22 protein-coding genes are annotated in these 24139 nt (G+C 61.0%); 7 read left to right on the top strand and 15 right to left on the bottom strand.

Annotated elements, in window-relative coordinates; translation table 11 throughout:
• Positions 1-236: 236 nt before the first annotated feature.
• Entirely contained in the window at positions 237-761 is a 525-nt protein-coding gene (locus SRB521_RS00650; RefSeq protein WP_116721569.1) for a hypothetical protein, read from the bottom strand.
• Positions 762-1012: 251 nt separating this feature from the next.
• Between SRB521_RS00650 and SRB521_RS16605 the strand changes: the two genes are divergently transcribed.
• The gene (locus SRB521_RS16605) at positions 1013-1141 is read left to right on the top strand and encodes a hypothetical protein (protein WP_272039742.1); all 129 of its coding nucleotides are present in this window, start codon (positions 1013-1015) and stop codon (positions 1139-1141) included.
• Positions 1142-1213: 72 nt separating this feature from the next.
• On the opposite strand, the gene SRB521_RS00640 is transcribed toward SRB521_RS16605, so the two are convergent.
• Together SRB521_RS00640 and pta are read right to left on the bottom strand one after the other, a co-directional pair.
• A complete protein-coding gene (locus tag SRB521_RS00640) occupies positions 1214-1966 on the bottom strand; it encodes a nucleoside phosphorylase (protein ID WP_075704972.1) in 753 nt (250 codons plus the stop codon).
• 203 nt (positions 1967-2169) lie between these two features.
• On the bottom strand, positions 2170-3144 hold the full coding sequence (pta, locus tag SRB521_RS00635) for a phosphate acetyltransferase (protein WP_116721571.1): 975 nt from the start codon (positions 3142-3144) through the stop codon (positions 2170-2172).
• A gap of 172 nt (positions 3145-3316) precedes the next feature.
• Between pta and SRB521_RS00630 the strand changes: the two genes are divergently transcribed.
• Positions 3317-4021 (top strand): helix-turn-helix domain-containing protein, encoded by a 705-nt coding sequence (locus tag SRB521_RS00630; protein WP_033118801.1) that lies wholly within the window; start codon positions 3317-3319, stop codon positions 4019-4021.
• 253 nt (positions 4022-4274) lie between these two features.
• Positions 4275-6083: a translation elongation factor 4 gene (gene lepA / locus SRB521_RS00625; protein ID WP_116721572.1), complete on the top strand. Its 1809-nt coding sequence runs from the start codon at positions 4275-4277 to the stop codon at positions 6081-6083.
• Positions 6084-6462: 379 nt separating this feature from the next.
• Here lepA and SRB521_RS00615 read toward each other — a convergent pair whose 3' ends face one another.
• From SRB521_RS00615 to metF, 8 genes are all read right to left on the bottom strand, one after another.
• Complete coding sequence (locus SRB521_RS00615) at positions 6463-7824, bottom strand: S1C family serine protease (RefSeq protein ID WP_075704970.1); 1362 nt, start codon at positions 7822-7824, stop codon at positions 6463-6465.
• Between the two features lie 131 nt (positions 7825-7955).
• Positions 7956-9095: a sporulation integral membrane protein YtvI gene (gene ytvI / locus SRB521_RS00610; protein ID WP_075704969.1), complete on the bottom strand. Its 1140-nt coding sequence runs from the start codon at positions 9093-9095 to the stop codon at positions 7956-7958.
• Positions 9096-9545: 450 nt separating this feature from the next.
• Positions 9546-10385, bottom strand: coding sequence for a DegV family protein (locus SRB521_RS00605; protein WP_116721573.1), 840 nt, complete (start codon positions 10383-10385; stop codon positions 9546-9548).
• Between the two features lie 40 nt (positions 10386-10425).
• Complete coding sequence (locus SRB521_RS00600; RefSeq protein WP_033118795.1) at positions 10426-10881, bottom strand: MarR family winged helix-turn-helix transcriptional regulator; 456 nt, start codon at positions 10879-10881, stop codon at positions 10426-10428.
• A 164-nt stretch (positions 10882-11045) separates the two neighbouring features.
• Complete coding sequence (locus tag SRB521_RS00595) at positions 11046-13394, bottom strand: S-layer homology domain-containing protein (protein WP_116721574.1); 2349 nt, start codon at positions 13392-13394, stop codon at positions 11046-11048.
• 207 nt (positions 13395-13601) lie between these two features.
• Positions 13602-15986: a homocysteine S-methyltransferase family protein gene (locus tag SRB521_RS00590; protein ID WP_116721575.1), complete on the bottom strand. Its 2385-nt coding sequence runs from the start codon at positions 15984-15986 to the stop codon at positions 13602-13604.
• A 65-nt stretch (positions 15987-16051) separates the two neighbouring features.
• Entirely contained in the window at positions 16052-16702 is a 651-nt protein-coding gene (locus SRB521_RS00585; protein ID WP_083631007.1) for a vitamin B12 dependent-methionine synthase activation domain-containing protein, read from the bottom strand.
• Positions 16695-17579, bottom strand: coding sequence for a methylenetetrahydrofolate reductase [NAD(P)H] (metF, locus tag SRB521_RS00580; RefSeq protein ID WP_058116827.1), 885 nt, complete (start codon positions 17577-17579; stop codon positions 16695-16697). The genes SRB521_RS00585 and metF overlap by 8 nt, the downstream gene beginning before the upstream one ends.
• Positions 17580-17852: 273 nt before the next feature.
• Between metF and SRB521_RS00575 the strand changes: the two genes are divergently transcribed.
• Positions 17853-19133 carry an O-acetylhomoserine aminocarboxypropyltransferase/cysteine synthase family protein gene (locus SRB521_RS00575; protein WP_116721576.1) on the top strand — a complete coding sequence of 427 codons (1281 nt, stop codon included), beginning with the start codon at positions 17853-17855 and terminating at the stop codon, positions 19131-19133.
• A 72-nt stretch (positions 19134-19205) separates the two neighbouring features.
• On the opposite strand, the gene spoIIP is transcribed toward SRB521_RS00575, so the two are convergent.
• Positions 19206-20378, bottom strand: coding sequence for a stage II sporulation protein P (spoIIP, locus tag SRB521_RS00570; RefSeq protein ID WP_116721637.1), 1173 nt, complete (start codon positions 20376-20378; stop codon positions 19206-19208).
• Between the two features lie 171 nt (positions 20379-20549).
• On the opposite strand from spoIIP, the gene SRB521_RS00565 reads away from it, so the two are divergent.
• From SRB521_RS00565 to SRB521_RS16390, 3 genes are all read left to right on the top strand, one after another.
• Positions 20550-21356 carry a YihY/virulence factor BrkB family protein gene (locus SRB521_RS00565; protein ID WP_242943969.1) on the top strand — a complete coding sequence of 269 codons (807 nt, stop codon included), beginning with the start codon at positions 20550-20552 and terminating at the stop codon, positions 21354-21356.
• Positions 21357-21526: 170 nt separating this feature from the next.
• On the top strand, positions 21527-21649 hold the full coding sequence (locus tag SRB521_RS16600) for a hypothetical protein (RefSeq protein WP_257534796.1): 123 nt from the start codon (positions 21527-21529) through the stop codon (positions 21647-21649).
• Positions 21650-21816: 167 nt separating this feature from the next.
• Entirely contained in the window at positions 21817-22272 is a 456-nt protein-coding gene (locus SRB521_RS16390) for a hypothetical protein (protein ID WP_195614760.1), read from the top strand.
• On the opposite strand, the gene SRB521_RS16835 is transcribed toward SRB521_RS16390, so the two are convergent.
• The 3 genes from SRB521_RS16835 to SRB521_RS00545 form a co-directional block, all read right to left on the bottom strand.
• Complete coding sequence (locus tag SRB521_RS16835; RefSeq protein WP_075704961.1) at positions 22217-22531, bottom strand: flavodoxin family protein; 315 nt, start codon at positions 22529-22531, stop codon at positions 22217-22219. The genes SRB521_RS16390 and SRB521_RS16835 overlap by 56 nt on opposite strands.
• Positions 22532-22706: 175 nt before the next feature.
• The gene (locus SRB521_RS00550) at positions 22707-23324 is read right to left on the bottom strand and encodes a TatD family nuclease-associated radical SAM protein (RefSeq protein ID WP_116721578.1); all 618 of its coding nucleotides are present in this window, start codon (positions 23322-23324) and stop codon (positions 22707-22709) included.
• A gap of 14 nt (positions 23325-23338) precedes the next feature.
• The gene (locus tag SRB521_RS00545) at positions 23339-24106 is read right to left on the bottom strand and encodes a TatD family hydrolase (RefSeq protein ID WP_058116822.1); all 768 of its coding nucleotides are present in this window, start codon (positions 24104-24106) and stop codon (positions 23339-23341) included.
• Positions 24107-24139: the final 33 nt, after the last annotated feature.

Here is a 24139-nt window from a genome sequence, read left to right as displayed (position 1 = left end):
ATTGGGAAGGTATCAAGGGGAGCGGTTAGACGTAGCCGCTCCCCTAAAATTATGGTAAACTGAGAAGGGGGCACAATGAAAGGCGGCTATCGGAATCGGTTCGCCCAGATGACTCGCTTATAACAGGGAAAGCACTGAGAGGACACGCGCGTAAGGCGGGGAGCCAGACATTCAGTCGGGAACGCAAACCTGAGGTTGGTGAGCACACCTTATACCAATAAGACGCACACCGCTTGTCAAAATTGGAACTGATTTAACTCAAGTATAGGAAACCACTTTAACTGTGAGAACATGAACAGTACGTCCTCGTGTTCCTTTTTGATCAGGGGTGATGTTACCAAGATTTGATTAGAGTTTAACTCCTTAAACGTAGAACATGTAGTATTCGCATGAATATCCGCAGAGGCAAATTTGTCATTAAAAAGGTCGATGATAATAATTGGACAAAGTATCCTGTTTTCCGCTTCCATGTAAACATGTGCTTTAAGGAAAATATATTTTCCATTCAGGCTATAGCATACATGCTGCCTTGGAAAATGAAATGATGTTACGTTAATCATCAATTCAGGAGAACTTTTTTGCCTTAAAACAGCCAAACACCCTACTTCGTTACACATGCTTACCTCTGCGATTGAATAAATCAGACATGCGGTGTCCGATTGCTCATTTTCGTAAAGTTCATCAAAAACATAGGAGAACCGGTCGCGAATATCCCAGTAAGGCAGCTTTTCATAATCATAATGCCAACCGTTTATTTCCAAGTACGTTCTCTCCCCTCTAATCTGCACTAAAGCTGTAATTATTACGTCTTATCCGCCTAAGACGTACAAAGCAACTTCCAATTTGCCGGTGAAATAGCAAAGTCATCCGGAGCATTCAACGGTCAAGATAAACGGCGCTTTCAGCGCCGCCGTTGACAGCCCCGCCCGCCTTTGCTAAAGGATAATCAAGGCGGGAACGCCCTAAAATGGCTTCCCGCCCATTTCAATTTTAAGAAAAGAAATACCGCAAAATGAGAAAGAGTACGGCCAAGCACTTTGAGGGATTGGCCGCCTTGTCCACCCGTACAGCGGGACTGAGGGCAGCGGTCAAGGCCGGGGCAAGCCCGGGAAATCTGCGCGATTGGCAGACCATTCGATGAGCCTATTGGCTCTGCCCGGGTCATGCCCCAAGCGGTCCTGTGCAAACCACCGGCACGGCCGGTGGGTATGATTCATATGCGTCTGGCAATCTCCAGCGCGATCCTGAAATAGGCCTCTTTTGCGTCCTGGGGGAGCTTTCCCATCAGGCGGGGGTCCCAGAATGCTCCGTCCAGATTGTCCTCCGTATAGAGGAACTGGTGAAAGGCAACGCCCCGGAACCGGCACACCGCCGCAAGGGAGGCGCACTCCATGTCCACCGCGATGCAGCCCTCCGCCTTCCGCCGGGCCACGTTCCGGCGGGTCTCCCGGTAGAGGGCGTCGGTGGTCCAGGTCCTGCCCAGCGCAAAGGGGACGCCCAGCTCCCGGAGGATCTCCGCCGTCCGCGGCGCGGTGGGGAGGGATATATAGTCCTCGGCGGGGAGGTAGTGATAGCTCACCCCCTCGTCCCGATAGGCGGCCGTGGGGACGATCAGGTGTCCGTCGGGAAGTTCCCGGCACAGCGAGCCGCAGGAGCCGAAGAGGACGACCTTCCGGGCGCCCCGGGCGATGACCTCCTCCAGCATGGCCGCCGACACCGCCCCGCCCATCAGCGTCTGGTAGACGGCCAGCTCCGTCCCTTGGGCGGGGAGGCGGTAGACGGGCATCTGGAAGAACACCGGAATGCGGCACAGGAGCGCCGCCTCCGGCCGGGCCGCAACGGCCTCCACCAAAGAGGGTTGGAAGGTGATGACCACGGTCTCGGGAAACCCCGGGATCGGGCGGGTGGCGTCCTCCGGGTTCAATACCGCGTCGGGCGCGGGATCGTAAGCGTCAAACAGACTCATCTCTTGCCTCCTTGTCAAAAAACTGGCCTCCCGAAGTCGGGAGGCCAGTTCCTGTTTCCATTCGATCTTCCCGGCGCCCTTTCCTTCCCAGGCAAAATCCATTCACCTTGCGGCAAGGTTTTGATACAGGAGCAAAACCCTTGACCCGCCTTCGGCGGGGTGAGGAGGTCCTAAGGTCTCGGGAATCCTCCGCCGGTTTGTCTTTACTTCAGGCCCGCGGTGATGATGGCCATCTGGTAGACCTCCTCGGCGTCGCAGCCGCGGGAGAGGTCGTTGATGGGGGCGTTCAGACCCTGGAGAATGGGGCCGTACGCGGCAAAGCCACCCAGCCTCTGGGCAATCTTATACCCGATATTGCCGGACTGGATCTCAGGGAAGATGAACACATTGGCCTGCCCGGCCACCGGAGAGCCCTTGCACTTGGTCTGGGCCACCACGGGAGAGAACGCGGCGTCAAACTGCAGCTCGCCGTCGATGTCCAACTCAGGCGCGGCGGCCTTGGCCAGCTCAGTGGCGGTGCGGACCTTATCCACGTTCTCACCCTTGCCAGAGCCCTTGGTGGAATAGGAAAGCATGGCCACCTTGGGATCGATGTCGAAAATTCTGGCCGTGTGGGCGCACTCCACCGCGCACTCGGCCATCTCTTCGGCAGTGGGCTCGATATTGATGGCGCAGTCGCCCATGATATACTTCTCTTCGGTGCCGTCGCCCTTCTCACGGATCATCACGAAGCTGGAGGATACGCTCTTGTTGCCGGGCTTGGTCTTTACCAGCTGCAGCGCGGGCCGCACCGTGTCGGCGGTGGAGTAAGTCGCGCCGCCCAGCAGGGCATCAGCCACGCCCATCTTCACCAGCATGGTCCCGAAATAGTTGCCCTTGAGCAGAGCGGCGTGGCACTCCTCCGGTGTCATCTTGCCCTTGCGGAGCTCCACCATCTTGTCCACCAGCTCGTCCATCCGGCGGTAGTTGGCGGGGTCGATGACACGGATGTCGGTGATATCAAAGCCGCCCTTTTCCGCGGCGGCCTGCACCTCCTCAGGGACGCCGATGAGGAGGGGCTCCAGGATGCCGTTCTTCTTCAGGCGGGAGGCCGCCTCCAGAATGCGGGCGTCGGTCCCCTCGGTAAAGACCAGCGTCGTGGGATTCTTTTTGAGCTTTTCAATCAGGTTTTCAAACATAATTGGTACGCCTCCAATAAAATGTTTCGGTTTTGACTCAAGTAAGGGTATTATACACCCAATAACACCCTATCACAATGCCCAATTTGCCCAGATTCCGAAACTTTGGGCTTTACTTTTTGTATTTTGCACACTATACTATACATACTGTTTTTTGTGAGGTGTGAGGAGTATGTGTTCGGACTTTTCCCGTTCCCTGACGCTGCTGAGAAAGGAGAAGGGGATCTCCCAGCGGTCGGCGGCCAAAGATCTGGGCATCAGCCAGGCCCTGCTGTCCCACTATGAAAATGGAATCCGGGAGCCCGGCCTTGCCTTTGTGGTAAAGGCCTGCGATTATTACGGCGTCTCCGCCGACTATCTGCTCGGCCGCACCCTGAGCCGTGACGGCACCACCATCGTGGATGCCGAGAGCCTGTACGATTACAGTGCCGAAAAGGACAATGTCCTGCGCGGCAGTATCATGGCCACCCTATCCAAAAAGCTGCTGGTAAATTCAGTGGGCATTCTCTTCGATCTGCTGGGCAAAGTGGGCAGCAAGGAGGCCATCAAAGCCTGTTCGGATTATTTGGGCACTGCGCTCTATAAGATGTTCCGCTACCTCTATCGGGCAGACGGTACCAACAACGAGGACTTCTTCGCCGTGCCTGCACGGCAGTTTATCACCGGCACCGCCACCATCGATATGACCTGTGCCGAGGTGGCCTATGTGGACGCGCTGGCCGCCCGGGTGAAGGAGTCGGGCAGCCTTCCGCCCATCAACCACGATGTGCTGACGCAGACCTATCCGGGCGCCTACCAATCTCTCCTGCAGATCGTCCACAATACAGGCGAGCGGATCACCCGCCGCCTGATCGCCTATCGCACCGAAAGCAAGTAGGCCTGGATTTTCCTCACGGAGATATCTATTCATGACAGAACAGAACAAAATTCGCAACTTTTCTATCATTGCACACATCGACCACGGAAAATCCTCTCCCCACAAGGGCTGACGCCCTTGCGGGGGCCCCATTGGATCGGACATCCTCGGCGGAAATCAATTCCGCCTGCGGCAAGCCCATCGGGCTTGTGCCCGCTGACGCGCCCCGCTTTGCGGGGGCCCGCGTGGATTTTCCTCACGGAGGTATCTATTCATGACAGAACAGAACAAAATTCGCAACTTTTCTATCATTGCACACATCGACCACGGAAAATCCACGCTGTCGGACCGGCTCATCGAGCTGTGCGACGCGGTGCCTGAGCGGGAGATGGAGAGCCAGCTCCTGGACAACATGGACCTGGAGCGGGAACGCGGCATCACCATCAAGGCCCGGGCGGTGCGTCTCCTCTACAAGGCAGACGACGGCGAAACCTATGAGCTCAATCTCATCGACACGCCGGGCCATGTGGACTTCAACTATGAGGTCTCCCGCTCTCTGGCCGCCTGTGAAGGGGCCATCCTGGTGGTGGACGCCGCCCAGGGCATTGAGGCGCAGACCCTGGCCAACACCTACCTGGCCCTGGAGCACGATCTGGAGATCCTGCCCGTGGTCAACAAAATAGACCTCCCCGCCGCCGAGCCCCAGAAGGTGAAGGAGGAGATCGAGACCGTCATCGGCATCCCGGCCCAGGACGCCCCGGAGATTTCCGCCAAGATGGGCCTCAACATTCCGGCTGTGTTGGAGGATATCGTGGCCCATGTCCCCGCCCCCAAGGGCGACCCCGGGGCCCCTCTGCGTGCCCTCATCTTCGACAGCCAGTACGACCCTTACCGGGGCGTCATCGTCTACTTCCGGGTCATGGAGGGGACCCTCCGCACCGGCATGCCGGTGAAGATGATGGCCTCCGGGGCCCGATATGAGGTGCTGGAGTGCGGCCACCTCCTGCCCATCGGCATGGAGCCCTGCAAGGAGCTCATCGCCGGGGAAGTGGGATACTTTACCGCCTCCATCAAGGACGTAAAGGACACCCGGGTGGGAGACACCATCACCGGGGCCGAACGGCCCGCCGCTGAGGCCCTGCCCGGCTACCGCCCCGCCCGCCCGATGGTCTATTGCGGCATCTATACCGAGGACGGTTCCAAGTACCCCGACCTGCGGGACGCCCTGGAGAAGCTCCAGCTCAACGACGCCGCACTCTCCTTTGAGCCTGAATCCTCCGCCGCCTTGGGTTTCGGCTTCCGCTGCGGCTTTTTGGGGATGCTCCACATGGAGATCATCCAGGAGCGACTGGAGCGGGAGTTCGACCTGGATCTCATCACCACCCTCCCCTCCGTTATCTATGAGATCACCCGGACGGACGGTGAGGTGGTCCATGTGGACAACCCCCACAATTATCCCGATCCGGCCCTGATCGTCGAGGCCAGAGAACCCTATGCCAAGGTGACCATCCTCACCCCGCCGGAATTTGTGGGCAACATCATGCCCATGTGTCAGGAGCGCCGGGCTGAGTTCAAGGATATGCAGTATCTGGACACCAACCTGGTGGAGCTCCACTATTCCATGCCCCTCAATGAGATCATCTACGACTTTTTCGACACGCTCAAGGCCCGTACCAAGGGCTATGCCTCCCTGGACTATGAGGTGGACCAGTATCAGCCCAGCGAGCTGGTAAAGGTGGACCTGCTTCTCAACGGCGATCAGGTGGATGCGTTGAGCTTCATCGCCCATAAGGACAAGGCCTACGGCCGGGCCAGACGGCTTTGTGAGAAGCTCAAGGAGAATATCCCCCGCCAGCTTTTCGAGGTGCCCGTCCAGGCGGCCATCGGCGGCAAGGTCATCGCCCGGGAAACGGTGAAGGCCATGCGCAAGGACGTGCTGGCCAAATGCTACGGCGGCGACATCACCCGGAAGAAAAAGCTGCTGGAAAAGCAAAAAGAAGGCAAAAAGAGAATGCGGAGTCTGGGCACGGTGCAGATTCCCACGGAGGCGTTTATGGCGGTGCTCAAGCTGGACGAGGAGTAACGGCAGCATTTTCTTTTTGCCTTCCGGGGCCCCGCAGCGCGGGGCGGCGCGCAAAGCGCCGTACAAGCGTCCGGGCTCTGCCCGGACCTTGGCGCAGGGAGGATTCACTCCGCCCGAGCAAATGAAATCGGAATGGGGGTCCCCAGGGAAGGCGACGCCTTCCCTGGGGCAAGAAAAAGAAAATGCGGAGCCTGGGGACTGTGCAGATTCCCACCGAGGCCTTCATGGCCGTGCTCAAGCTGGATGAGGAGTAAGACCGCATCTTTTTGCCTTCCTGGTCCCGGCACCATGCCGGACAACCGCCTGTAAACCGGATAAACCGCGGCCCCCGGCGCTGAATGCGCCGGGGACCGCGGTTTTAAATTTCTCTCGGGATCTGTCAATAGAACCAGGGGGACAGTCCGCCGAAGGGCCAGAAGAAATCGGAAGATCCCTGCTGGGATTGCTGCTGCTCCTGCTGGGCCTCCTCTTCCTGAGCGGCCTCCTGCGCGGCACGGCGCTCAGGCGTGTCCTCGTCGAAGGTGAGGGTCAGCGTAAGCTTCTCCCCGCTGCGGTCCACCTCCAGGGTAGCGGTGTCGCCCGCCTTATACTCCTTCTTGGCCTCCACCAGTTCAGCGGAGGAGAGGACCGTGGTGCCATCGATGGCGGTGATGATATCCCCCTTCTGGAGGCCCGCCTTGGCCGCGCACGAACTCTCATCCACGCTCTTGACCAGTGCGCCCTGGCTCATGCCGTAGCGCTGGGCATCGCTCTCAGGTACAGTGGTGACGGTGATCCCCATGTAGGCCTTTCCGGTCACGTAGCCGTGCGCGATGATATCCTGTACCATGTCCTTGATGTCGTTGATGGGGATGGCAAAGCCCAGTCCCTCGATGGTGGCCTCACTGGTGGAAGAGCTGCTGGAGAGCTTGGCGGAGGTGATGCCGATCACCTGTCCGTACATATCAAAGAGAGGCCCGCCCGAGTTGCCGGAGTTGATGGCCGTGTCGGTCTGAAGCATGTTCATGACCTCGCCGTTCTGCATGGTGATGCTGCGGTCCTTGGCCGAGATGATGCCCTGAGTCATGGAATAGGTCAGCTCGCCCAAAGGATTGCCGATGGCCACCACCTGTTCGCCCACCTTGATGTTGTCGGAGTCCCCGATGATGACGGGGGTGAGCCCCGTGGCGTCGATTTTCAGCACGGCGATGTCGTTTTCCTCCTCGCCGCCCACTAGGACGGCGTCATAGGTGGTGCCGTCCACAAAGGCGACCTTGATGCTCTGGGCTCCGTCGATGACGTGGTAATTCGTGAGGATATATCCGTCATTGGTAATGACGAAACCGGAGCCGGCCGCAGCGGCGGACACCGGCTGGCCCCAGGAGTTGGTGGTCACCACCTCCGTGGTGATACCGACGGTGGAGCCGACAAAGGAGGCATAGATCTCCGGCCCGGTGAGGAGCGTCTTTCCGTTGACCTGGGCCACATTGACCACAGTGGGCGCCCGCTCCCCCTCATAGATCGTGGTGGTACCGCCGCTCAAACCGCCCGTGGCGGCGGTAGCGCCTACGCCGCCGACCAGCCCGCCCACCAACGCGCACACCAGGCATAGGGCCACTGTCTTCCCGCCGCGGCCCTTTTTCTTTCCGCTGTGTCCGGGCTCATCGGGGACGTACTCATTATCCAAGGAACGACCGGTGGTCTCGATGGGACGATCCCAGGGCTCCTGGGAATGGCTGTCGTTGTTGCTGTTATAGTACATAAGAATCGCTCCTTCATGGAATATTTGCTCTTCTTTTCTCGTTCGCCTACTAGGATAGCGGAAAAATATGACCATTTCATGAAGAAACGCCAAATGATTTTTGAACGAACCCGGAACCTTTTTTGAACGGATTATTCCTCTTCTCCGGGCGCAGGGGGTCTGCGTGCCGGATGGCCGTTCAAAATGGCCGCGGTGTCCCGTACAGCCAGGCGCAGGTCCCCCAGCAGGCCGTCAAAAATCCCTGTCCGGCACACATTGATGAGTACCAGGCAGAGGACCGGCCCCAGGATCATGCCCAGCACTCCCGCCAAGCGCATCCCCACATACATGCTCACCAGGGACAGGATCGGCGAGAGCCCTGTCTGGCTGCCCACCGCTTTGGGCTCCGCCACCCGTCGGAAGACGCAGACGATCCCCCAGACTACCATAAGTCCCACGGCGTGGACCCAATTGCCGGTGAGCACATCGATGACCGCCCACGGGACCATGACCGTCCCCGAGCCGATGATGGGGATAAAGTCCAGAACGGCCAACAGCACGGCCAGCAGTACGGAATAGGGCTGACGGATCAGCAGGAACCCGGCCAGCAAAATGGCAAACACGCCGATGGAGATGATGACCTCCGCCCGCACATACCCCGCGAAGGCCCCCAGCGCGGTATGCTTGACTCGGGAGAAGAAATCGCGGACCTCGCCGGGCATCTTGTCCGTGACCAAAAAACGGAGATGAGGATAGTCCGCCGTGATGAAATAGGTGGCCATGATGAAGACAATCAGCGCCACCACAAAGGAGGGCAGGCTGAAGGCAAAATCTTTGGCGCGGGTGCCCATCCCCACCATGGCGTCATTGACCCAGACGCTCAGCCAGGCGTTGAGCCCATCCAGACTTTCGTTGACAAAGGTCTCCACCTCGTCCGGGAGATAGGCCAGGAACTTGTCCAGCTCTTCCCCAATGGTAAGAATCCCGCCCTGAAGAGACTCCCAGATTCCCTCCCAGTTGTCAATGAGGGAACTGATCTCGCTGACCAGACTATGGCCCAGCCCAAAGAGGATCCCACCCGCCACGGCAAAGGCCAGCAGGATCAGCAGCAGGGAGAGCACGCCTCTCGACAGGCCCAACCGCTTCTGGAGGCTCTTCACCAGCGGATTGAGGACCCATGCCACCACCAGGGCCAGCGCAAAGGGCATGAGCAGCCCCAGCAGTGGGGGAACCAGATACCGCAGCGCCAGCACGATCAGAAGGACCAGGATCATCCGTATCCCCAGCCGCATCCACAGTCTGCCCCTGTCCCGCCAGGATAACTCTCCTTGCCGCACGTTGGCACGTCCTTTCCCATGCGATTCTTAAGGCATGTCGCCAATATTCAAACAAGCCCCAGACATACCTGCTGGTAAAACCCGCCGATCAGGCGGGGCGGTCCTGTTCAAGTGCGCAGTTCCGCAGGCAGTATTATAACACGTCCAGGGTGCAACATATCACGAAATTGTGAACAGTGTGCACCGAGAGGTCCCTGCAAAAAGGCGCACCACGTGGTGCGCCTTCCGGCCGCCGCCCACCTGTCCCTGGAAGGGGCGAAAAGAATCCTCATTTTGTCCGCTCGGAATTGGACCTCCGCGGCGAAAATCAATTCCGCCTGCGGCAAGGGTCTGTCCCTAGGACAGACCCTTGAACACCGCTGCGCGGTGGACCGCCGTGGGCACGCCGCCTGCCCCCAGCAGTGCTCACTCCTTCACGAAGTAGGCGATCCCGGCGCACCCGGGTCCGGCATGCGTACCCACGACGGCGCCGATATCGCTCTCATAGACGGTCATCCCAGGGATACGCGCCCGGAAGTACTCCTCGCACTCCGCCATAACGGCCGGAGCGTCGGAGTGTCCAAAGGCCACCGGCAGCGCGGTATCCACCGGCTCCTTTTTAATCCGTTCCTCCATCCACTGGTAGGCGCCCTTGCGCCCCCGGGACTTTCCGGCTGCCTCTACCACACCGTCCCGAATGTTCAGGATCGGCGTGATCCCCAGCATCCCGCCCACAACGGCGGTGGCAGCGGAAATGCGCCCGCCCATTTTGAGATATTTGAGGGTCTCCACCACGGCGTAGAACCGCAGCCTCCCGGAGAGTCGCTCCACTTCGGACGCGATCTCGCCGGCGGAGAGGCCCTGGTCCCGCAGAAACGCAGCCCGCTCCACCAGCAGTCCCAGCCCGAAGGTGACCGTCCCCGAGTCCACCACAAAGATATGCGTATCCTCCACCATATCCCGGGCAATGCAGGCGGACTGACAGGTGCCGGAGAGCAGGGAGGAGATAAAAATCCCCACCACCTCGTCTCCCGCCTCTCGGCAGGCCCGGAAGCGGGCGGCAAAATCCTCGGGATTGACCTGGGACGTAGTGGGCAGGGCCTCCGCCCGGCGGAGCCGGGCATAGAAGTCCCCGTTTGTAAGATCCACGCCGTCCCGGAAGGTCTCCGCTCCAAAGTGGACGGAGAGCGGAGCCACCTCCACCCCCAGTTCCACCTGGCGGGACTTGGACAGATCGCAGGTGCTGTCAGTGATGATGCGTACCATATTTCTTCTCCTCGCAGTTTAAAAGTAGGCGTCCCAGGCGCTACGCCTCGTACTTTTCCCGAAAAAAGGCGGTGAGACTGCCCAACGCCCTGACCAGCACCTGGGCCTCCTGGTCGGAGAGCGTCTTCAGGATCTCGTCCACCATCTCTCGGTGAAATGCGGCGTGTACCTGGTCGGCCGCCCGGGCCTTCTCTGTGGGCCAAATTCGAACGGCCCGGCGGTCCCGCTCGTCCCGCCGCCGTTCCAGGTAGCCCTTCCGCTCCAGAAGGGAGACCGCAGTGGTCAGGGTTCCCGCCGTCACCCGCTGGGCCGCAGCAATGGCGGTGGCCCGATTGTCACGGGCCTCATCCTCCGCCCGGCACACCTCCTCGATGAGGTGCAGCTCCCGCAGGGACAAGTCGCTGAAGCTCCCGGCAAGGCTCTCCTCCTCTGTTTTCAAAATCTCGTCGAATACCTCCACCAGAAAGCGGTTGAGCTCAGCCCGATTCCCCTTCACGCTGGTTCCTCCTTCCATATTTATTTGAATATCAAAACATATGCATCATACATGGTTTTCCTGCTGCTGTCAATCTCTATTTGGAATCTCAAAATAAAAACCGTTCCGCACACAAAAAAAGGTCCTCCGCCGCAAGGGCGGCGGAGGACCTTTTTTTCATACAATCACTGTCTCAGGATCACGGTGGCATCGAACTCCGCGCCGTCGTAGGCACCATTCGCCTCAATGATGTCGCCCGCCTCCAGATACTTCAGGCTGAGGCTGTCGCCGGTGGACACATCCAGAATGACCGTGCCGGAGGGCGCGTTCACGGTAACGATCTCCTCGTTGCCGGCCTCGTCCACACAGCGGAGATAGATGTATTTGTCCGAGGCGCTCACATAGATGACGGTGCCGGTGAGTTTATTGCTGGAGTTGACGGCCTGCTGGATCTCAATGGAGACCACCTGCTCGCCGCTCACCACCAGTCCCAGCTTGTAGCCGGGCCGCAGGGAGGAGAGGTTGACGCTCTTGCCGCTCTGGGTAACGGAGACGCCGGAGGTAACGGTGTAGGAGACCTCCTCCCCGTCGGAGAGCGTCATCTCCAGCGTGTAGCCGTTCTTCTCCTGGATGATGCGGTCCACGGTGCCGATGACATTGGCGCTCTGAGAGGTTGCTGTGATGCGGGTGACCTCATTGTAGCGGACGGTGACCTCCACAGAGTCTCCGGTGCGGAGCTTGTCGATGGTACTGTCGGCTTCGTCCCGTTCAATGTCGGGGGGATTGGACAGGTCCACCTTGAAGCTCACTTGGGTATCGTCCTCCTGCGTCACGACGAAGGTGACGGTGGTGTCGGTATCGCTGAATATCCGCTCGGTAATGACGCCCTCGGTGACGGTGGAGCCGGGATAGGCCTCAATCAGGGCGGCATCGCCTCCGGAGAGGCGGAGGGTGACAAAGTAGTCCTTCTTGATGTTCCGCAGAAGAGTCGTCTCGCCGTTATAGGTGATGACGGCGGATTTAGACACGTCATAAGAGGTGGCCTTGCCTGTGTCGAGATTAGTCACCGTGATGGTATTGACGTCGCTGGCGTAGGAGGTGGCTTTCACCGCACCCTGCACATACTCCGTAACGGTATCCACTGCGGCGGTGACCACGGCATTGCTGTCGTTGGAGACCCGCAGGGACACATAGTCGCCCTCATAGCTGCTATTGAGGTTGCTCACCAGACTGTTGACGGTGGTGGTGGCGCCGGAGGGGACGGAGAAGGTACGGGTCACACCGTCGAACCCGATGACCTGAATGCTGGCGGCAGTGGTGCCGCTGGCCTTGGTATACCCGGCAAGAATGCCCTCTTCGGTACGGGTACCGCCATCGAGGCGGATGGCCACCAGATGCCCCTGGTCATCCAGCTTGCAGACCGCGCTGGTATACCCGGCATCCGCATCCACGATGGAGCGGTCCCCGGTGGTCTTGGAGCCCACCTGGACCTGAGTGAAGCGGTCCATGGTGAGGATCTCCCCCTGGCCGCTGCGGGTAATCGCAATGTCGTAGCCGTCAATGCCGTTGACGGTGGCCTCAAACTCCTCCAGCGCATCACTGACGCGGACGGCATAGGCGGTCCCCCTGCCGTCCAGGCAGACCCGGGCGTGACGGCCGGCCTTCAGGGCGGAGGTGGTGGACTCCATATTGTTTTCATAGATGGTCACGCCGGAGGGCAGGGACACCGAATAGGCCGTGGCTCCGGTGAGATCGTCGTTGAGGGTGAGGATCAGCGCGCCGCCGCTGCCCTCGGCGGGCGTGGCCGCGATGACGCCCTGCTGGAAGGCATAGCTGGTGTACTCCGGCAGGTCCGGATCGGTGCCGTGGGCGTCCATGTAGCGAATGGCCCGGGAGAGCATGGTGGCCATAATGGCCCGGGTGACCTGCCCGTCTGGGCCGAAATCGTTGTTCTGATCCCCCTGGACGATGCCGTACACGCTCAGCAGATAGACCGACGGCTTGGCGCTCTCACTGATGGAGGCGGTGTCGTCAAAGCTCATGGGGTAGGAGGAGAGCCGCTCGGACATGGGGCCGAGCTGCATGGCGCGGATCAGGTAGACCGCCAGATCCTCCTTGACGATGGGCTTGATGAGCGCGCCGGACTGGGTAAGGCTCTTCAGATTGGATTCGGTGAGGATCCCCGCGGCCAGGCAGATGGCGAACTCCCGGTAGAACCAGGACTGGCTGCCGTCCAGTACGTCGTCCACCGCCTCTTTATAGTCGTCGGCGATCTCGGCACTGGTGTTCTCATCCAGTCCCACGGCCCGGGCGCAGAGAGCCAGCGCCTCCGCGGTGGTCAGCTTGTTCTCCGGCTTAAAGGTCCCGTCCTCATAGCCCTTGAACATATTGGCGTCGGTCATTTCCTCGATATAGCTCTTGGCCCAGTGGCTCTGGATATCGGGGAAGGCGGTGGCGGCGGACGCGGGCAGCGCCAGCGCGGACACAGTCACGGCCAGCGCCAGCGCGCAGGAGAGGAGTCGGTTCGTTTTCATTCAGCGCACCTCCAAGGAGTGGACCGTTACAAACGGTATACATAAAAATCTACAACAGGTATTATTATTAAAGTATAACGTCCCCGTCCCCAAAAAGCAACTGGAAGTATGCCGCTTTTGACCAATTCCATTTTTTGAGCATCCCAAAGCGTCGGACACCGGCTGAAAAAGCGGGCCCCGGAAGTGGTTCCGGGGCCCGCTGAGGCGTCACTCCCGTCCGGTCACGCCGTCGGCATACCGCACGTCGCTCATGGCGTCCTTGCCGTAGAAATCCGCGCCGATGCGCCGGGCGTACTCCTCGGTGAGCACCGCTCCTCCGGCCATGATCCTGCACCCGGGGGCTCGCTCCCGCAGGAGCCGGATGGTCTCCTCCATCTTTCCCACCGTGGTGGTCATGAGGGCGGAGAGCCCCACCAAGCCGGCCCCCTCCCGGACCACCGTATCGGCCACGGTCTCGGGGGAGACGTCCTTTCCCAGGTCAATGACCTGATACCCGTAATTCTCCAGCAGTACCTTGACGATGTTTTTGCCGATGTCGTGGACATCACCCTTGACGGTGGCCAGCACCACCTTGCCCTTGGAGGCGGGAAGGCCGCCGTCCCCCTGACTCATCCGCTCCCGTAGCAGCGCAAAGACGGCCTTGGCCGCCTCGGCGCTCATGAGGAGCTGAGGGAGATACATCCGGCCCTGTTCAAACTCGGTCCCCACATGGTCCAGGGCGGGGATCAGCGCGGCATCGATGATCTCCATCGGCGTCTTTTCCGCAAGCGCCGCCCGGGCGGCCTGGACGGCGCTCTCCCGGAGGCCCCGGATCACGGCAGCGGGCAGATCCGGCGCGGCGGAAGCCGCCGGTGCCCGGTCCGGCAGCGCGGAGGTCTCTCCCGCCATGGCCGCAATATACGCCTGACAGTTGGCGTCCTGGCCGTTCAGGGCGCAAAACGCGCGGAACGCGTCCATCATGGCCGCGGAATTGGGGTTGAGGATGGCCGCCGAGAGCCCACGCTCCAGCGCCATGAGGAAAAAGGCTGCGTTCACCTTCTCCCGCTGGGGGAGCCCGAACGAGATGTTGGAGACCCCCAGGGAGGTGTGACAGCCCAGCTCCGACCGAATAAGGGCCAGGGCCTCCAAGGTGGTCCGTGCGGCAGTGGGCTCCGCACTCACCGCCATGGCCAGCGTGTCGAACACCAGGTCCTCCTTGGGGATGCCGTAACGCGCCGCCGTCTCCACAATGCGCCGGGCGATGGCCAGACGTGCCTCCGCCGTGGCCGGAATGCCCTGTTCGTCCAGCGTCAGGGCAATGGCCACGCCGCCGTACTTCTTCATCAGCGGGAATACCACTTCCATGCTCTCGGTTTTGCCGCTTACCGAGTTTACCAGCGGGCAGCCGTTGTAGAGCCGCATCCCCCGCTCCATAGCGGCGGGATCGGAGGTGTCGATCTGAAGAGGGAGGTCGGTGACGCTCTGAAGCTGCGGGATGAGGAGGGCCATCATCTCCGGCTCGTCCAGCTCCGGCAGGCCCACGTTCACATCCAGCACCATGGCCCCGCTCTCCTGCTGGCGGACGGCCTCCCGGAGGATATAGTCCATATCCCGCTCCCGCAGAGCCTGCTTGAGCCGGGATTTACCGGTGGGATTGATGCGCTCGCCGATGAGCACCGGACCGTCGCCGAAGGGCACGGTCCGGGCGTAGGAGGAGACCCGGGTCCGCCGCTGCGGGCACAGGGGGCGCGGCGTGATGCCGGAGCAGGCCTGTACGACGGCCGCAATGTGGTCGGGGGTGGTGCCGCAGCACCCTCCCACCACCCAGGCGCCGGCCCGGGCCAGCCCGGCCAGGCCGGCGGAGAAGGCCTCCGACCCCACGCCGAAGCGGGTACAGCCGTCCACGCACTCGGGAAGCCCGGCGTTCGGGTTGAGGATGATGGGCAGGCGGGTATGGGCCCGCAGGGTGGGGAGCAGCTCCGCCATCTGGTCCGGCCCCAGGCCGCAGTTGAGTCCCAGCGCGTCCACCCCCAGCCCCTCCAGCAACGTGACGGCGGAGGGGATGTCGCCTCCGGTGAGGAGCCGCCCCTTTTCATCCAGCACCAGGGTGACGAAGATGGGCAGGTCGCTGTTCTCCTTGGCGGCCACCACCGCCGCCTTGGCCTCATACAGGTCGCTCATGGTCTCCAGAAAGACCAAATCCGCCCCCGCTTGTACGCCCGCCCGGATCTCCCGGGCATAGGCCTCCACAGCGGCCTCAAAGGGCAGGTCTCCCATGGGCTGAAGGAGCCGTCCGGTGGGCCCCACGTCCAGGGCCACCCAGCCGCGGCCGGCCCCCTCCACCGCCTCCCGCGCCAGGCGGACGGCGGCGGCGGCGATCTCCTCCAGAGGGTGGCCGGAGAGCTTCACGCCGTTGGCTCCAAAGGTATTGGTGGCAATGATGTCCGCTCCGGCGGCCAGATATTGCCCGTGGAGGGCGCGGACCACCTCGGGACGCTCCAGGTTCCAGAGCTCCGGCTCCCGCCCGGCGGGCAAGCCGGCGGCCTGGAGCATCGTGCCCATGGCTCCGTCGCAGAAGAGGATGCGGCGGCCCAGTTCGGTTCGGATATCCATGAAAAGTCCTCCTTGGAATGTTGTTCAGGGTCTGGCTGCTGTGCTCTGAGGATGGGGCCAGGCCCTCACTCCAGACGGAAGGCGCAGTCGGCCTTGCCGCAGGCACGGCAGCCGTCCGGACGGCAGGGAGCGGCCTCCGGAGAGAGGCCCACCAGAGCCGTGACCGATTTGGTAGGGGTGAGCATCATGGTCTCCGTGGCGGTGAGGCCGATGCGCTTCGGGGCCTCCAGCGCACGCAGGAGGGCGCGCTGGCAGGAGATGGGGAAGTCCCCGTAGCCGGGGCTGAACCGGGGGCGGAGGGTGAGCCCTTCGGCGGCCGTCTGGGCCGCGATGGCGGCGCAGCACTCGTCGCAGTAGACCTCCAGCAGGGAGGCGGCGCAGGCCTGGATCATGACCGCCCGGCTCACGTCGGTGACCGAGGCGCGGTGGAGGAGCCGGTCCACCTCCGGTCCCAGTGTGGCCGCAAAGAGGCAGACCGCCGTGCAGCCCTCCAGATGCCGGCGGAGGTGGAGGCTCTCCACCTGCAGGCCCGCCGTCTCCACCCGGCCCTCGCCCAGCGCCAGGGGAAAGCGCCGCCAGACGCTTCTGGGACGGGCACAGGCCATGAGCGCCCGTCCGCAGTCCCGCAGGCCGGCCTCCAGGACCTCGTCCACCGTACCGCCGCCCCTGTGGAGCCCCAGGTAGCGGCGCGCCTCCTTCCAGTCGATCTCAGCCACGGGGCCGGATGATATCCGAGAGGTTGGCCATGATCCTGGCCGCCACATCGGGCTTGTTCATCGTGTAGATGTGGATGTGCTCCACCCCGTGGGCGACGAGGTCCACGATCTGTTCTGTGGCGTAGGCGATGCCCGCCTGCCGCATGGCGGCGGGATCGTCGCCGAAGCGGTCGGCTATGCCTTGGAGCCGCGGGGGCATCACAGTGCCCGAGAGCTCACAGGAGCGGCGGATCTGCTTGACGCTCATCACCGGCATGATGCCCGCGATCACCGGCACCGTGATCCCCTTCGCCAGCACCCGGTAGAGAAAACGGTAGAGCACATCGTTGTCAAAGAACATCTGGGTGGTGAGGAAGTCCACCCCCATGTCCACCTTCCGCTTCAGGAAATCGATATCGTCCTCCCGGTGGGGACATTCCACGTGCCCCTCGGGATAGCAGGCCGCGCCGATGCACAGCTCCTTTCCGCCCTCCAGGCTTCGGATGTGGCCGATGAGCTCACTGGCATAGTGGTAGTGTTCCGGGGAAGGGAAGTCCGCATCCCGGGGGATATCCCCCCGGAGCGCCAAGATGTTCTCGATCCCCGCGGCGCGGAGGGCGGCCACCATAGAGGATATCTCCTCCCGGGTGGAGGACACGCAGGTGAGGTGGGCCAGGGCGGGGACATGATAGGTGTCCTGCAGCCGTACGGCGATCTCCTGGGTGCGCTTGGACGTGCTCCCGCCCGCCCCGTAGGTAACGCTGATAAAATCGGGTCTCAGCGCGGCGGTGTCCCGGAGGACGCCCTCCACCTGGTCCAGCGTGGTCCCCACCTTGGGCGGGAAGAGTTCACAGGAGACGGTGGGCCGCCCCCGTGAGAGAAGTTCCGACAGCTTCATAGCAAAAACCCCTTTTTTTCGTTGGGGGTTATTTTACCACGCCAAAGCCCAATGTGCAACGAAAAAATCCTACTTGACAAATGGGAGCAGCGGTCTTATACCGCAAAGCATAGTATTTTAATATGAATTTAATGCGCAGAGAGGGGGACGCCGCCGTGAACCGGACGGATCTGGAGCTGGAAACCGGGCTGTGCCGGTGGCGGAACAGCCGAATGTACCGCGCCGCTTTTTGAGTGGACACCAAAAAAATCAAAAAGAAAGCGGGTATTTTTTATGAACCACGACACCTATCGCTTTGAGACCCTCCAGCTCCACGCGGGTCAGGAGCAGCCCGATCCCGCCACCGGCGCCCGGCCGGTACCCATCTATCAGACCACCTCCTACGTGTTCCGCGACTGCGCCCAGGCCGCGGCCCGGTTCGGACTCTCCGACGCGGGCAATATCTACGGGCGTCTCACCAATCCCACCCAGGACGTGCTGGAGCAGCGCGTGGCGGCCCTGGAGGGCGGCGTGGCGGCCCTGGCGCTGGCCTCCGGCGCGGCGGCCATCACTTACGCCGTCCAGGCTCTGGCCCAGGCGGGGGAGCATATCGTAGCCCAAAAGACCATTTACGGCGGCAGCTATAACCTTCTGGCCCACACCCTGCCCCAGTTCGGGATCTCCACTACCTTTGTGGACGCCCACGACCTGTCCCAGGTGGAGGGAGCAATCCGGCCAAACACCAAGGCAATTTACCTGGAAACGCTGGGCAATCCCAACAGCGACATCCCGGACATTGACGCCATCGCCGCCATCGCCCACAGGCACGGTCTGCCCCTGGTCATCGACAACACCTTCGGCACGCCCTATCTCATCCGTCCCATTGCGCATGGCGCCGATATCGTGGTCCACTCGGCCACCAAGTTCCTGGGCGGCCATGGCACCACCCTGGGCGGCATCATTGTGGACTCCGGCAAATTCGACTGGAAGGCCGCGGGGAAGTACGCCCCCATCGCCGAGTCCAACCCCAGCTATCACGGCGTATCCTTTGCGGACGCCGCCGGCCCCGCCGCCTTTGTCACCTATATCCGCGCCATTCTCCTGCGGGACACCGGCGCCACCATCTCTCCCTTCAACGCCTTTCTGCTGCTCCAGGGGGTGGAGACCCTCTCCCTGCGGCTGGACCGCCATGCGGAGAACACCAGGAAGGTGGTGGACTACCTGAGCAGGCACCCCAAGGTGGAGCGCGTAAATCACCCCTCCCTGCCGGAGCACCCGGACCACGCCCTGTATCAGAAGTATTTCCCCAACGGCGGCGCCTCCATTTTTACCTTTGAGATCAAGGGCGGACAGGAGGAGGCTCAGCGGTTTATCGACAATCTGAATATCTTCTCCCTGCTGGCCAATGTGGCCGATGTGAAGAGCCTGGTCATTCACCCGGCCACCACCACCCACTCTCAGCTCAGCCCGGAAGAGCTGCTGGACCAGGGCATCAAGCCCAACACCATCCGGCTTTCCATCGGCACGGAGCATATCGACGACATCCTGGAGGACCTAGCGCAGGCCCTGGGGTAAATTTGCCCCACGAGAGAGACGCCCCCCTGTGCAGCAAAACGGCGCTGCACAGGGGGGCGTTTGCGCATGGGCTCACTCCTGCTCCAGCAGCACCGCCCCCGCGGCCCGGGCGAACATACGCGCCGCAGCCAGGGCCTCTTGGAGGGTGTTGCCGTGAGAGCCCACCTCCACCAGCAAGGAGCCGGTGGTGAGCTGTTGATTGTAGCGGTTTTCCCGTAGGCCGATGGGCCGGGCCAGGGTGGGCCAGAGGGTGTTCATCTCCTTCTGGATCTTCACCGCCAGGCTCAGGTTCTGCCGCCAGTTCGGGTGCGTGTACTTGGCGTCCGAGCCCATGACCAGCATGACCTGGGCACATTTTTCACTATTGATGGTGGTAATGGGTTTGTAAATGGTGCCGTCCTCGCCGATCAGCGCGTCCCGGTGGACGTCCATCACCACCTTGATGGTCGGATACCGCTCCAGGTAGGTCTCCACCGCCGCCAGGGAGCGGTCATAGGAGCCGTTGTACTCCGGGTAGTCATAGAGCTCGGTGTCATGGATCACCGAGAGCCCCATCTCGGTGAGCACCTGGGCGATCTCCTCTCCCACCCGGACCACGCTGTGGGTCTTGTCTGTCGTGCGGCATTCCCCGCTGGGAGTGTAGACGTCCTCGCCGTCCGGGGTATAGGCCTCGCTGCCGTGGGTGTGCATGATGAGTACCTGCGGGCCCTCCTCCGGAAGGGTGAGTTCCAGTTGGGCGGAGGCCAGCGCGGCCACATCCAGGGGCAGTCCGGGCCGGTTCTCGATGTACACCCCCTGGGCGGCGTCATAGCCGTCGGCGCTGACCGGGAGGAGTGTCTTTCCAACGATGTCCTCCGGGGCCGTCGTCACCTCCGGAAGCTGGTGGGGGTCCTCCGGGTCGTCCGGCTCCATGGAGGGGGCCTGCGTGGCCCCCGGCTCCTGCTCCGGCTGTTCCCCGGAGAGGTCCGGCCCGCCTTCAAACGCCATGAGCGCCGGGGATTGGCGGAGGACCAGCCGTTGCCAGCCTTCCAGGCCGTTCATGGGGTCGTCCTCCAGCGTGAGGTTCCCCAGCTCCGCCCGGAGGGCGGCGGAGACAAAGGCGGGGCTCTCCGCCAGTGTCTGGAACGTCTGGGCCGCCGCTCCCATGTCCGCTGTCAGCGACAGCACCCACACCGTGACCGTGGTCAAAAAGAGGGCCGTCCCCCGCCGGAGCATTTTTGACCACCGGCCTTGTCCCCTTCTCATCGGCATCCCCGTCCTTTCTTCTGTTCTCTAACACCATATGCGGACCTGCGGGACGCTATGAGTGGGATTTGAAATTTCTGGCACACTATGATATACTGTATAAACTCATTTCAAAACAGAGAGGCAGGCGAGAGGATGAGGCGGCTGTGGGAATCCGCTGGGGTGCGGTTTGTGCGCGAGATCCTGGAGGTATATTTTGACCGCCGGGTGTCCAGGTCCGCCGCGGAGCTGGCCTATTTTCTCATTCTCAGCTTCTTTCCGGTGCTGATCTGCGTCAATGCTTTTGTGGGGCTGCTGCACCTGGACGTGAACCTGATCCTCGCCGGGACCGAGGAATTTCTCCCCAAGGAGAGCCGTTCCATCCTGGGGGACTATATCCTCTACATCACCGATAACCAGTCCAACGCCATGCTCTTCGCGGGCCTCACCATGACGCTCTTTTCCGCCTCCGCGGCCTTTCGGGCCCTCATGAACATCATGGCGGACATCTATGGGCGCACCACCTATCGAGGGGTAGGCCAGGTCGTGGCCAGCGTGGCTTTCTCCGTTCTGTTTCTTATCACCATCTACCTCTCCCTGGCGGTCCTCCTCACCGGAAGCTGGTTCCTCCATCTGGTGGAGACCTATCTGCCCTGGGTGAGGCAGGTGGTGGGGGACTGGCAGTGGATCCGCTTTTGGGTCCTCTTCTGTCTGGTCATGCTCTTTGTCCTGCTCACCTATCGCATGGCGGCCCCCAGAGGCAAGCCCCGGCCGCCCATCCTCACCGGCGGGGTGCTGGCCTCCGCCGCGCTGGTGTGCGCCTCCATGCTTTTTTCCTGGTTCATCGGTATGTCCTCCCGATATTCTCTGGTGTACGGCTCCCTAGCCTCGGTCATCATCCTGCTGGTGTGGCTGTATCTGTGCGGGAATATCCTGATCCTGGGCAACGTATTCAACTACGTCTGGTATCGGCGGAAGAAGGTCCGCTATGAAACATAGCCCAGGGCGCCATTCTTCCCCCCATCCATTCGCTCTGCGCGCGGACGCCGTGCGCTCAGCTCCATGGCGCGCATTGCCGCGCCATGGAGTTTTTCTAAAAGTCCGTTTTATGGGACATGTACTCCGATATACTGATACCATCCTGAAGGAACAGAAAGGAGCGGTACGAAATGGAGTACACGATGAAATGGGTCAGAGGGCATGTGGAGGTCTACGACAGAGCGGGCCGCTTCCTCTTTTCAGCGGACAGCGAGGCCGAGGCCTACCACGAGCTGGAGGACGCCGCGGCGTAAAAAAACGTCGGAGGGGCATTGGGCGGCGTCCGTGAAACAGTGAATCCTCCGTATGCTGCAATCATACGGAGGATTGTTTTCTGCATGATATTCAAACTTGCTGACGGAGAATGAAGTTGCGCAGGACGTACAATACTCCTGATAGGAGAGTATAGAAGTGCGTCCTTTTGTTCCGAAAGGATTTTGCAGCATCCCGACAAACTGGAATTGTCGAACTCTTTATAACTAAAGATATAGCAATCCCGCGCCGAAACGCGCACATGAGCATAGCTGATGTTTTAAGTCATGCCTGTTTGTTTGATAAAATTATTTCACTTATTCTGAGCTTCCACATTACAGACAATCCGATTGAGTGTATCTTCAGAGAATTGGCTGCCTATCACATCAGGAGAACACCATGGGAAGATATACGTACCCAAACAGAAGGCCAAAGAGGATTCGCAGAATTTGCGGAACTGCATTTGTACCAGTTCCGTATTGTTTTCCCCTGGTCCCTGACAGGAAACAATCAGTCCCACGGGCCTATTCTCAATAAAGGACTTGATTTCCATTTCGTCCACAGCCTTGTCAGAGCCTCCGACAAATTTGAACAGCGCTACATGACGATCCATCAGAAGCTTTAACTGCCCTGAGTAAGAGTGCCCGTACAGCGGCGTCCATGACCTTGCCCAACAGCCGGGTCACATCATCATCCTGCACACAGCCGGGTTTATCCAGAACGCTTTGGCAGTGATTGCAGCCCAAACAACCGTTGATCTGATAGTCTGTGATGCGGCAAATTTCCACGTTGTGGTTTGTCTTTAATCTTTCGGCGACCCGTTGCACAATCGCATTGGTATTTCCATTCTTTCTGGGGCTTCCAGAAAGAAGTAGTATATTCATATTCAATCCTCAAATTTCGATTTTTCTCACTCTTTTGCTGAACAAAGTATATCAGCAAAATATGGAAAGCCTATCATTCACACAGGGAAACGCCCGAAGAAGTTTAGGATTCTTCGGGCGTACTCAATGCTGTCTTACGCACGCCCGCTTATGCCTCTCCGACGTTTTTTGCATTTCAGTCCGGAATGTATTCCCGCACCCGGAGGGTGGCCCCCAGGCGCTCACACATCCGGCGGCAGGCCTCGATCTCCTCCGGCGTCTTGTCCTTGTTGACGATGGTCATCATGACGGTGGGGACGTACTGGGCTGCGCTGCGGGTAAAGTCCAGCATGGCGTCCCATGCCTTCGCCCCCTCCCTGGGGCGGGTGACGGCCACATACTCCTCAGGGGTGGAGCCGTTGAGGGAAATAGAGAGCACATCGATACGTCCGGCCAGCCCGGGCGTCACATCCCGGCCATGGATGAGGTTGGCATGGCCGTTGGTATTGATGCGCACCGGCGGCAGATGGGGCACCGCCTTTTTCAGCTCGTCCACCAGCCACAGCAGGTCGTCGATCCGGTAGGTGGGCTCGCCGAAGCCGCAGAACACCAGCTCGGTATACCGGGAGAGGTCCCGGGAGAGCAGGTCCCTCAGAGCCTCCTCCCGGCTGGGCTCATGCTCCAGCCACAGGTCGTCGGCATAGATGGAGCCCTTGTGGCCGTTGTTGCGCAGGCAGAAGATACAGGCGCAGTCGCAGCGGTTGGTGAGGTTGACATACAGCGCGTCGCCGTACTCATAGGAGATGGTTTCCATACTTATCCTTCCCTTCAGTCGATACCGAAGAACCGCTCCCCGTTCTCCAGCGTGATGTCCAGCACTTCCTCTGCGGAGAGCCCCTTCCACTCGGCCACCCGCTCGGCGGTGAGGCGGATCATGGTGGAGTCGCACCGCTTTCCACGGAAGGGCTCGGGGGCCATATAGGGGGCGTCGGTCTCCAGCATCAGGCGGTCCACGGGCATAAATTTCACCACCTCGGGGCCACGCCGGGCATTGGCAAAGGTGATGTTCCCGGTAAAGGAGAGCATCCAGCCCCGATCCAGCAGTACCTTCGCATCCTCGACGCTGCCCGAATAGCAGTGGAACACCCCCCGGCAGCCGGGATGGGCCCGCACGATGTCCAGACAGTCCCGGTGTGCGTCCCGGTCATGGACGACGGCAGGCAGGTCCAGCTCCTCCGCGAGGGAGAGCTGGGCGTCAAAAAAATCCCGTGAGAAGGCCCGGGCCTCGGGGGTCTTGACCCAGTAGTAGTCCAGACCGATCTCTCCTATGGCCTTCACCTTGGGGTGGGCGGACATGGTCCGCACCTGGTCGAGCTGGTCCAGAGAGGCCCCCTCCAGGTTCTCCGGGTGGAAGCCCACGGCGGCGTAAAGATAGCCGAATTTTTCCGCCAGGGCGACGGAGGCCCGGGAGGACTCCAGATCGCAGCCGGGGCAGACCACCAGAGCCACCCCCATGGAGGGGAGGGCCGCAAGCAGTTCGTCCCGGTCCGGGTCGAAGGCCCCGTCATAGTAGTGGGCGTGGGTGTCGAAAATCATGGAAAAGCCTCCTTCCGGCACATGTCCGGGGAT

Source organism: Intestinimonas butyriciproducens, assembly GCF_004154955.1.
Taxonomy (GTDB): domain Bacteria; phylum Bacillota; class Clostridia; order Oscillospirales; family Oscillospiraceae; genus Intestinimonas; species Intestinimonas butyriciproducens.
This window is presented reverse-complemented; position numbering and strand designations above follow the sequence as displayed.

Excerpts from the sequence above, each read along its gene's own strand:
- SRB521_RS00575 (WP_116721576.1), top strand. The coding sequence starts at position 17,853 with ATGAACCACGACACCTATCGCTTTGAGACCCTCCAGCTCCACGCGGGT.
- SRB521_RS00630 (WP_033118801.1), top strand. The coding sequence starts at position 3,317 with ATGTGTTCGGACTTTTCCCGTTCCCTGACGCTGCTGAGAAAGGAGAAG.
- SRB521_RS00640 (WP_075704972.1), bottom strand. The coding sequence starts at position 1,966 with ATGAGTCTGTTTGACGCTTACGATCCCGCGCCCGACGCGGTATTGAAC.
- SRB521_RS00615 (WP_075704970.1), bottom strand. The coding sequence starts at position 7,824 with ATGTACTATAACAGCAACAACGACAGCCATTCCCAGGAGCCCTGGGAT.
- spoIIP (WP_116721637.1), bottom strand. The coding sequence starts at position 20,378 with ATGAGAAGGGGACAAGGCCGGTGGTCAAAAATGCTCCGGCGGGGGACG.
- SRB521_RS16600 (WP_257534796.1), top strand. The coding sequence starts at position 21,527 with ATGGAGTACACGATGAAATGGGTCAGAGGGCATGTGGAGGTCTACGAC.
- ytvI (WP_075704969.1), bottom strand. The coding sequence starts at position 9,095 with ATGCGGCTGGGGATACGGATGATCCTGGTCCTTCTGATCGTGCTGGCG.
- pta (WP_116721571.1), bottom strand. The coding sequence starts at position 3,144 with ATGTTTGAAAACCTGATTGAAAAGCTCAAAAAGAATCCCACGACGCTG.
- SRB521_RS16835 (WP_075704961.1), bottom strand. The coding sequence starts at position 22,531 with ATGAATATACTACTTCTTTCTGGAAGCCCCAGAAAGAATGGAAATACC.
- SRB521_RS16605 (WP_272039742.1), top strand. The coding sequence starts at position 1,013 with ATGAGAAAGAGTACGGCCAAGCACTTTGAGGGATTGGCCGCCTTGTCC.
- SRB521_RS00590 (WP_116721575.1), bottom strand. The coding sequence starts at position 15,986 with ATGGATATCCGAACCGAACTGGGCCGCCGCATCCTCTTCTGCGACGGA.
- lepA (WP_116721572.1), top strand. The coding sequence starts at position 4,275 with ATGACAGAACAGAACAAAATTCGCAACTTTTCTATCATTGCACACATC.
- SRB521_RS00595 (WP_116721574.1), bottom strand. The coding sequence starts at position 13,394 with ATGAAAACGAACCGACTCCTCTCCTGCGCGCTGGCGCTGGCCGTGACT.
- SRB521_RS00545 (WP_058116822.1), bottom strand. The coding sequence starts at position 24,106 with ATGATTTTCGACACCCACGCCCACTACTATGACGGGGCCTTCGACCCG.
- SRB521_RS00550 (WP_116721578.1), bottom strand. The coding sequence starts at position 23,324 with ATGGAAACCATCTCCTATGAGTACGGCGACGCGCTGTATGTCAACCTC.
- metF (WP_058116827.1), bottom strand. The coding sequence starts at position 17,579 with ATGAAGCTGTCGGAACTTCTCTCACGGGGGCGGCCCACCGTCTCCTGT.
- SRB521_RS00605 (WP_116721573.1), bottom strand. The coding sequence starts at position 10,385 with ATGGTACGCATCATCACTGACAGCACCTGCGATCTGTCCAAGTCCCGC.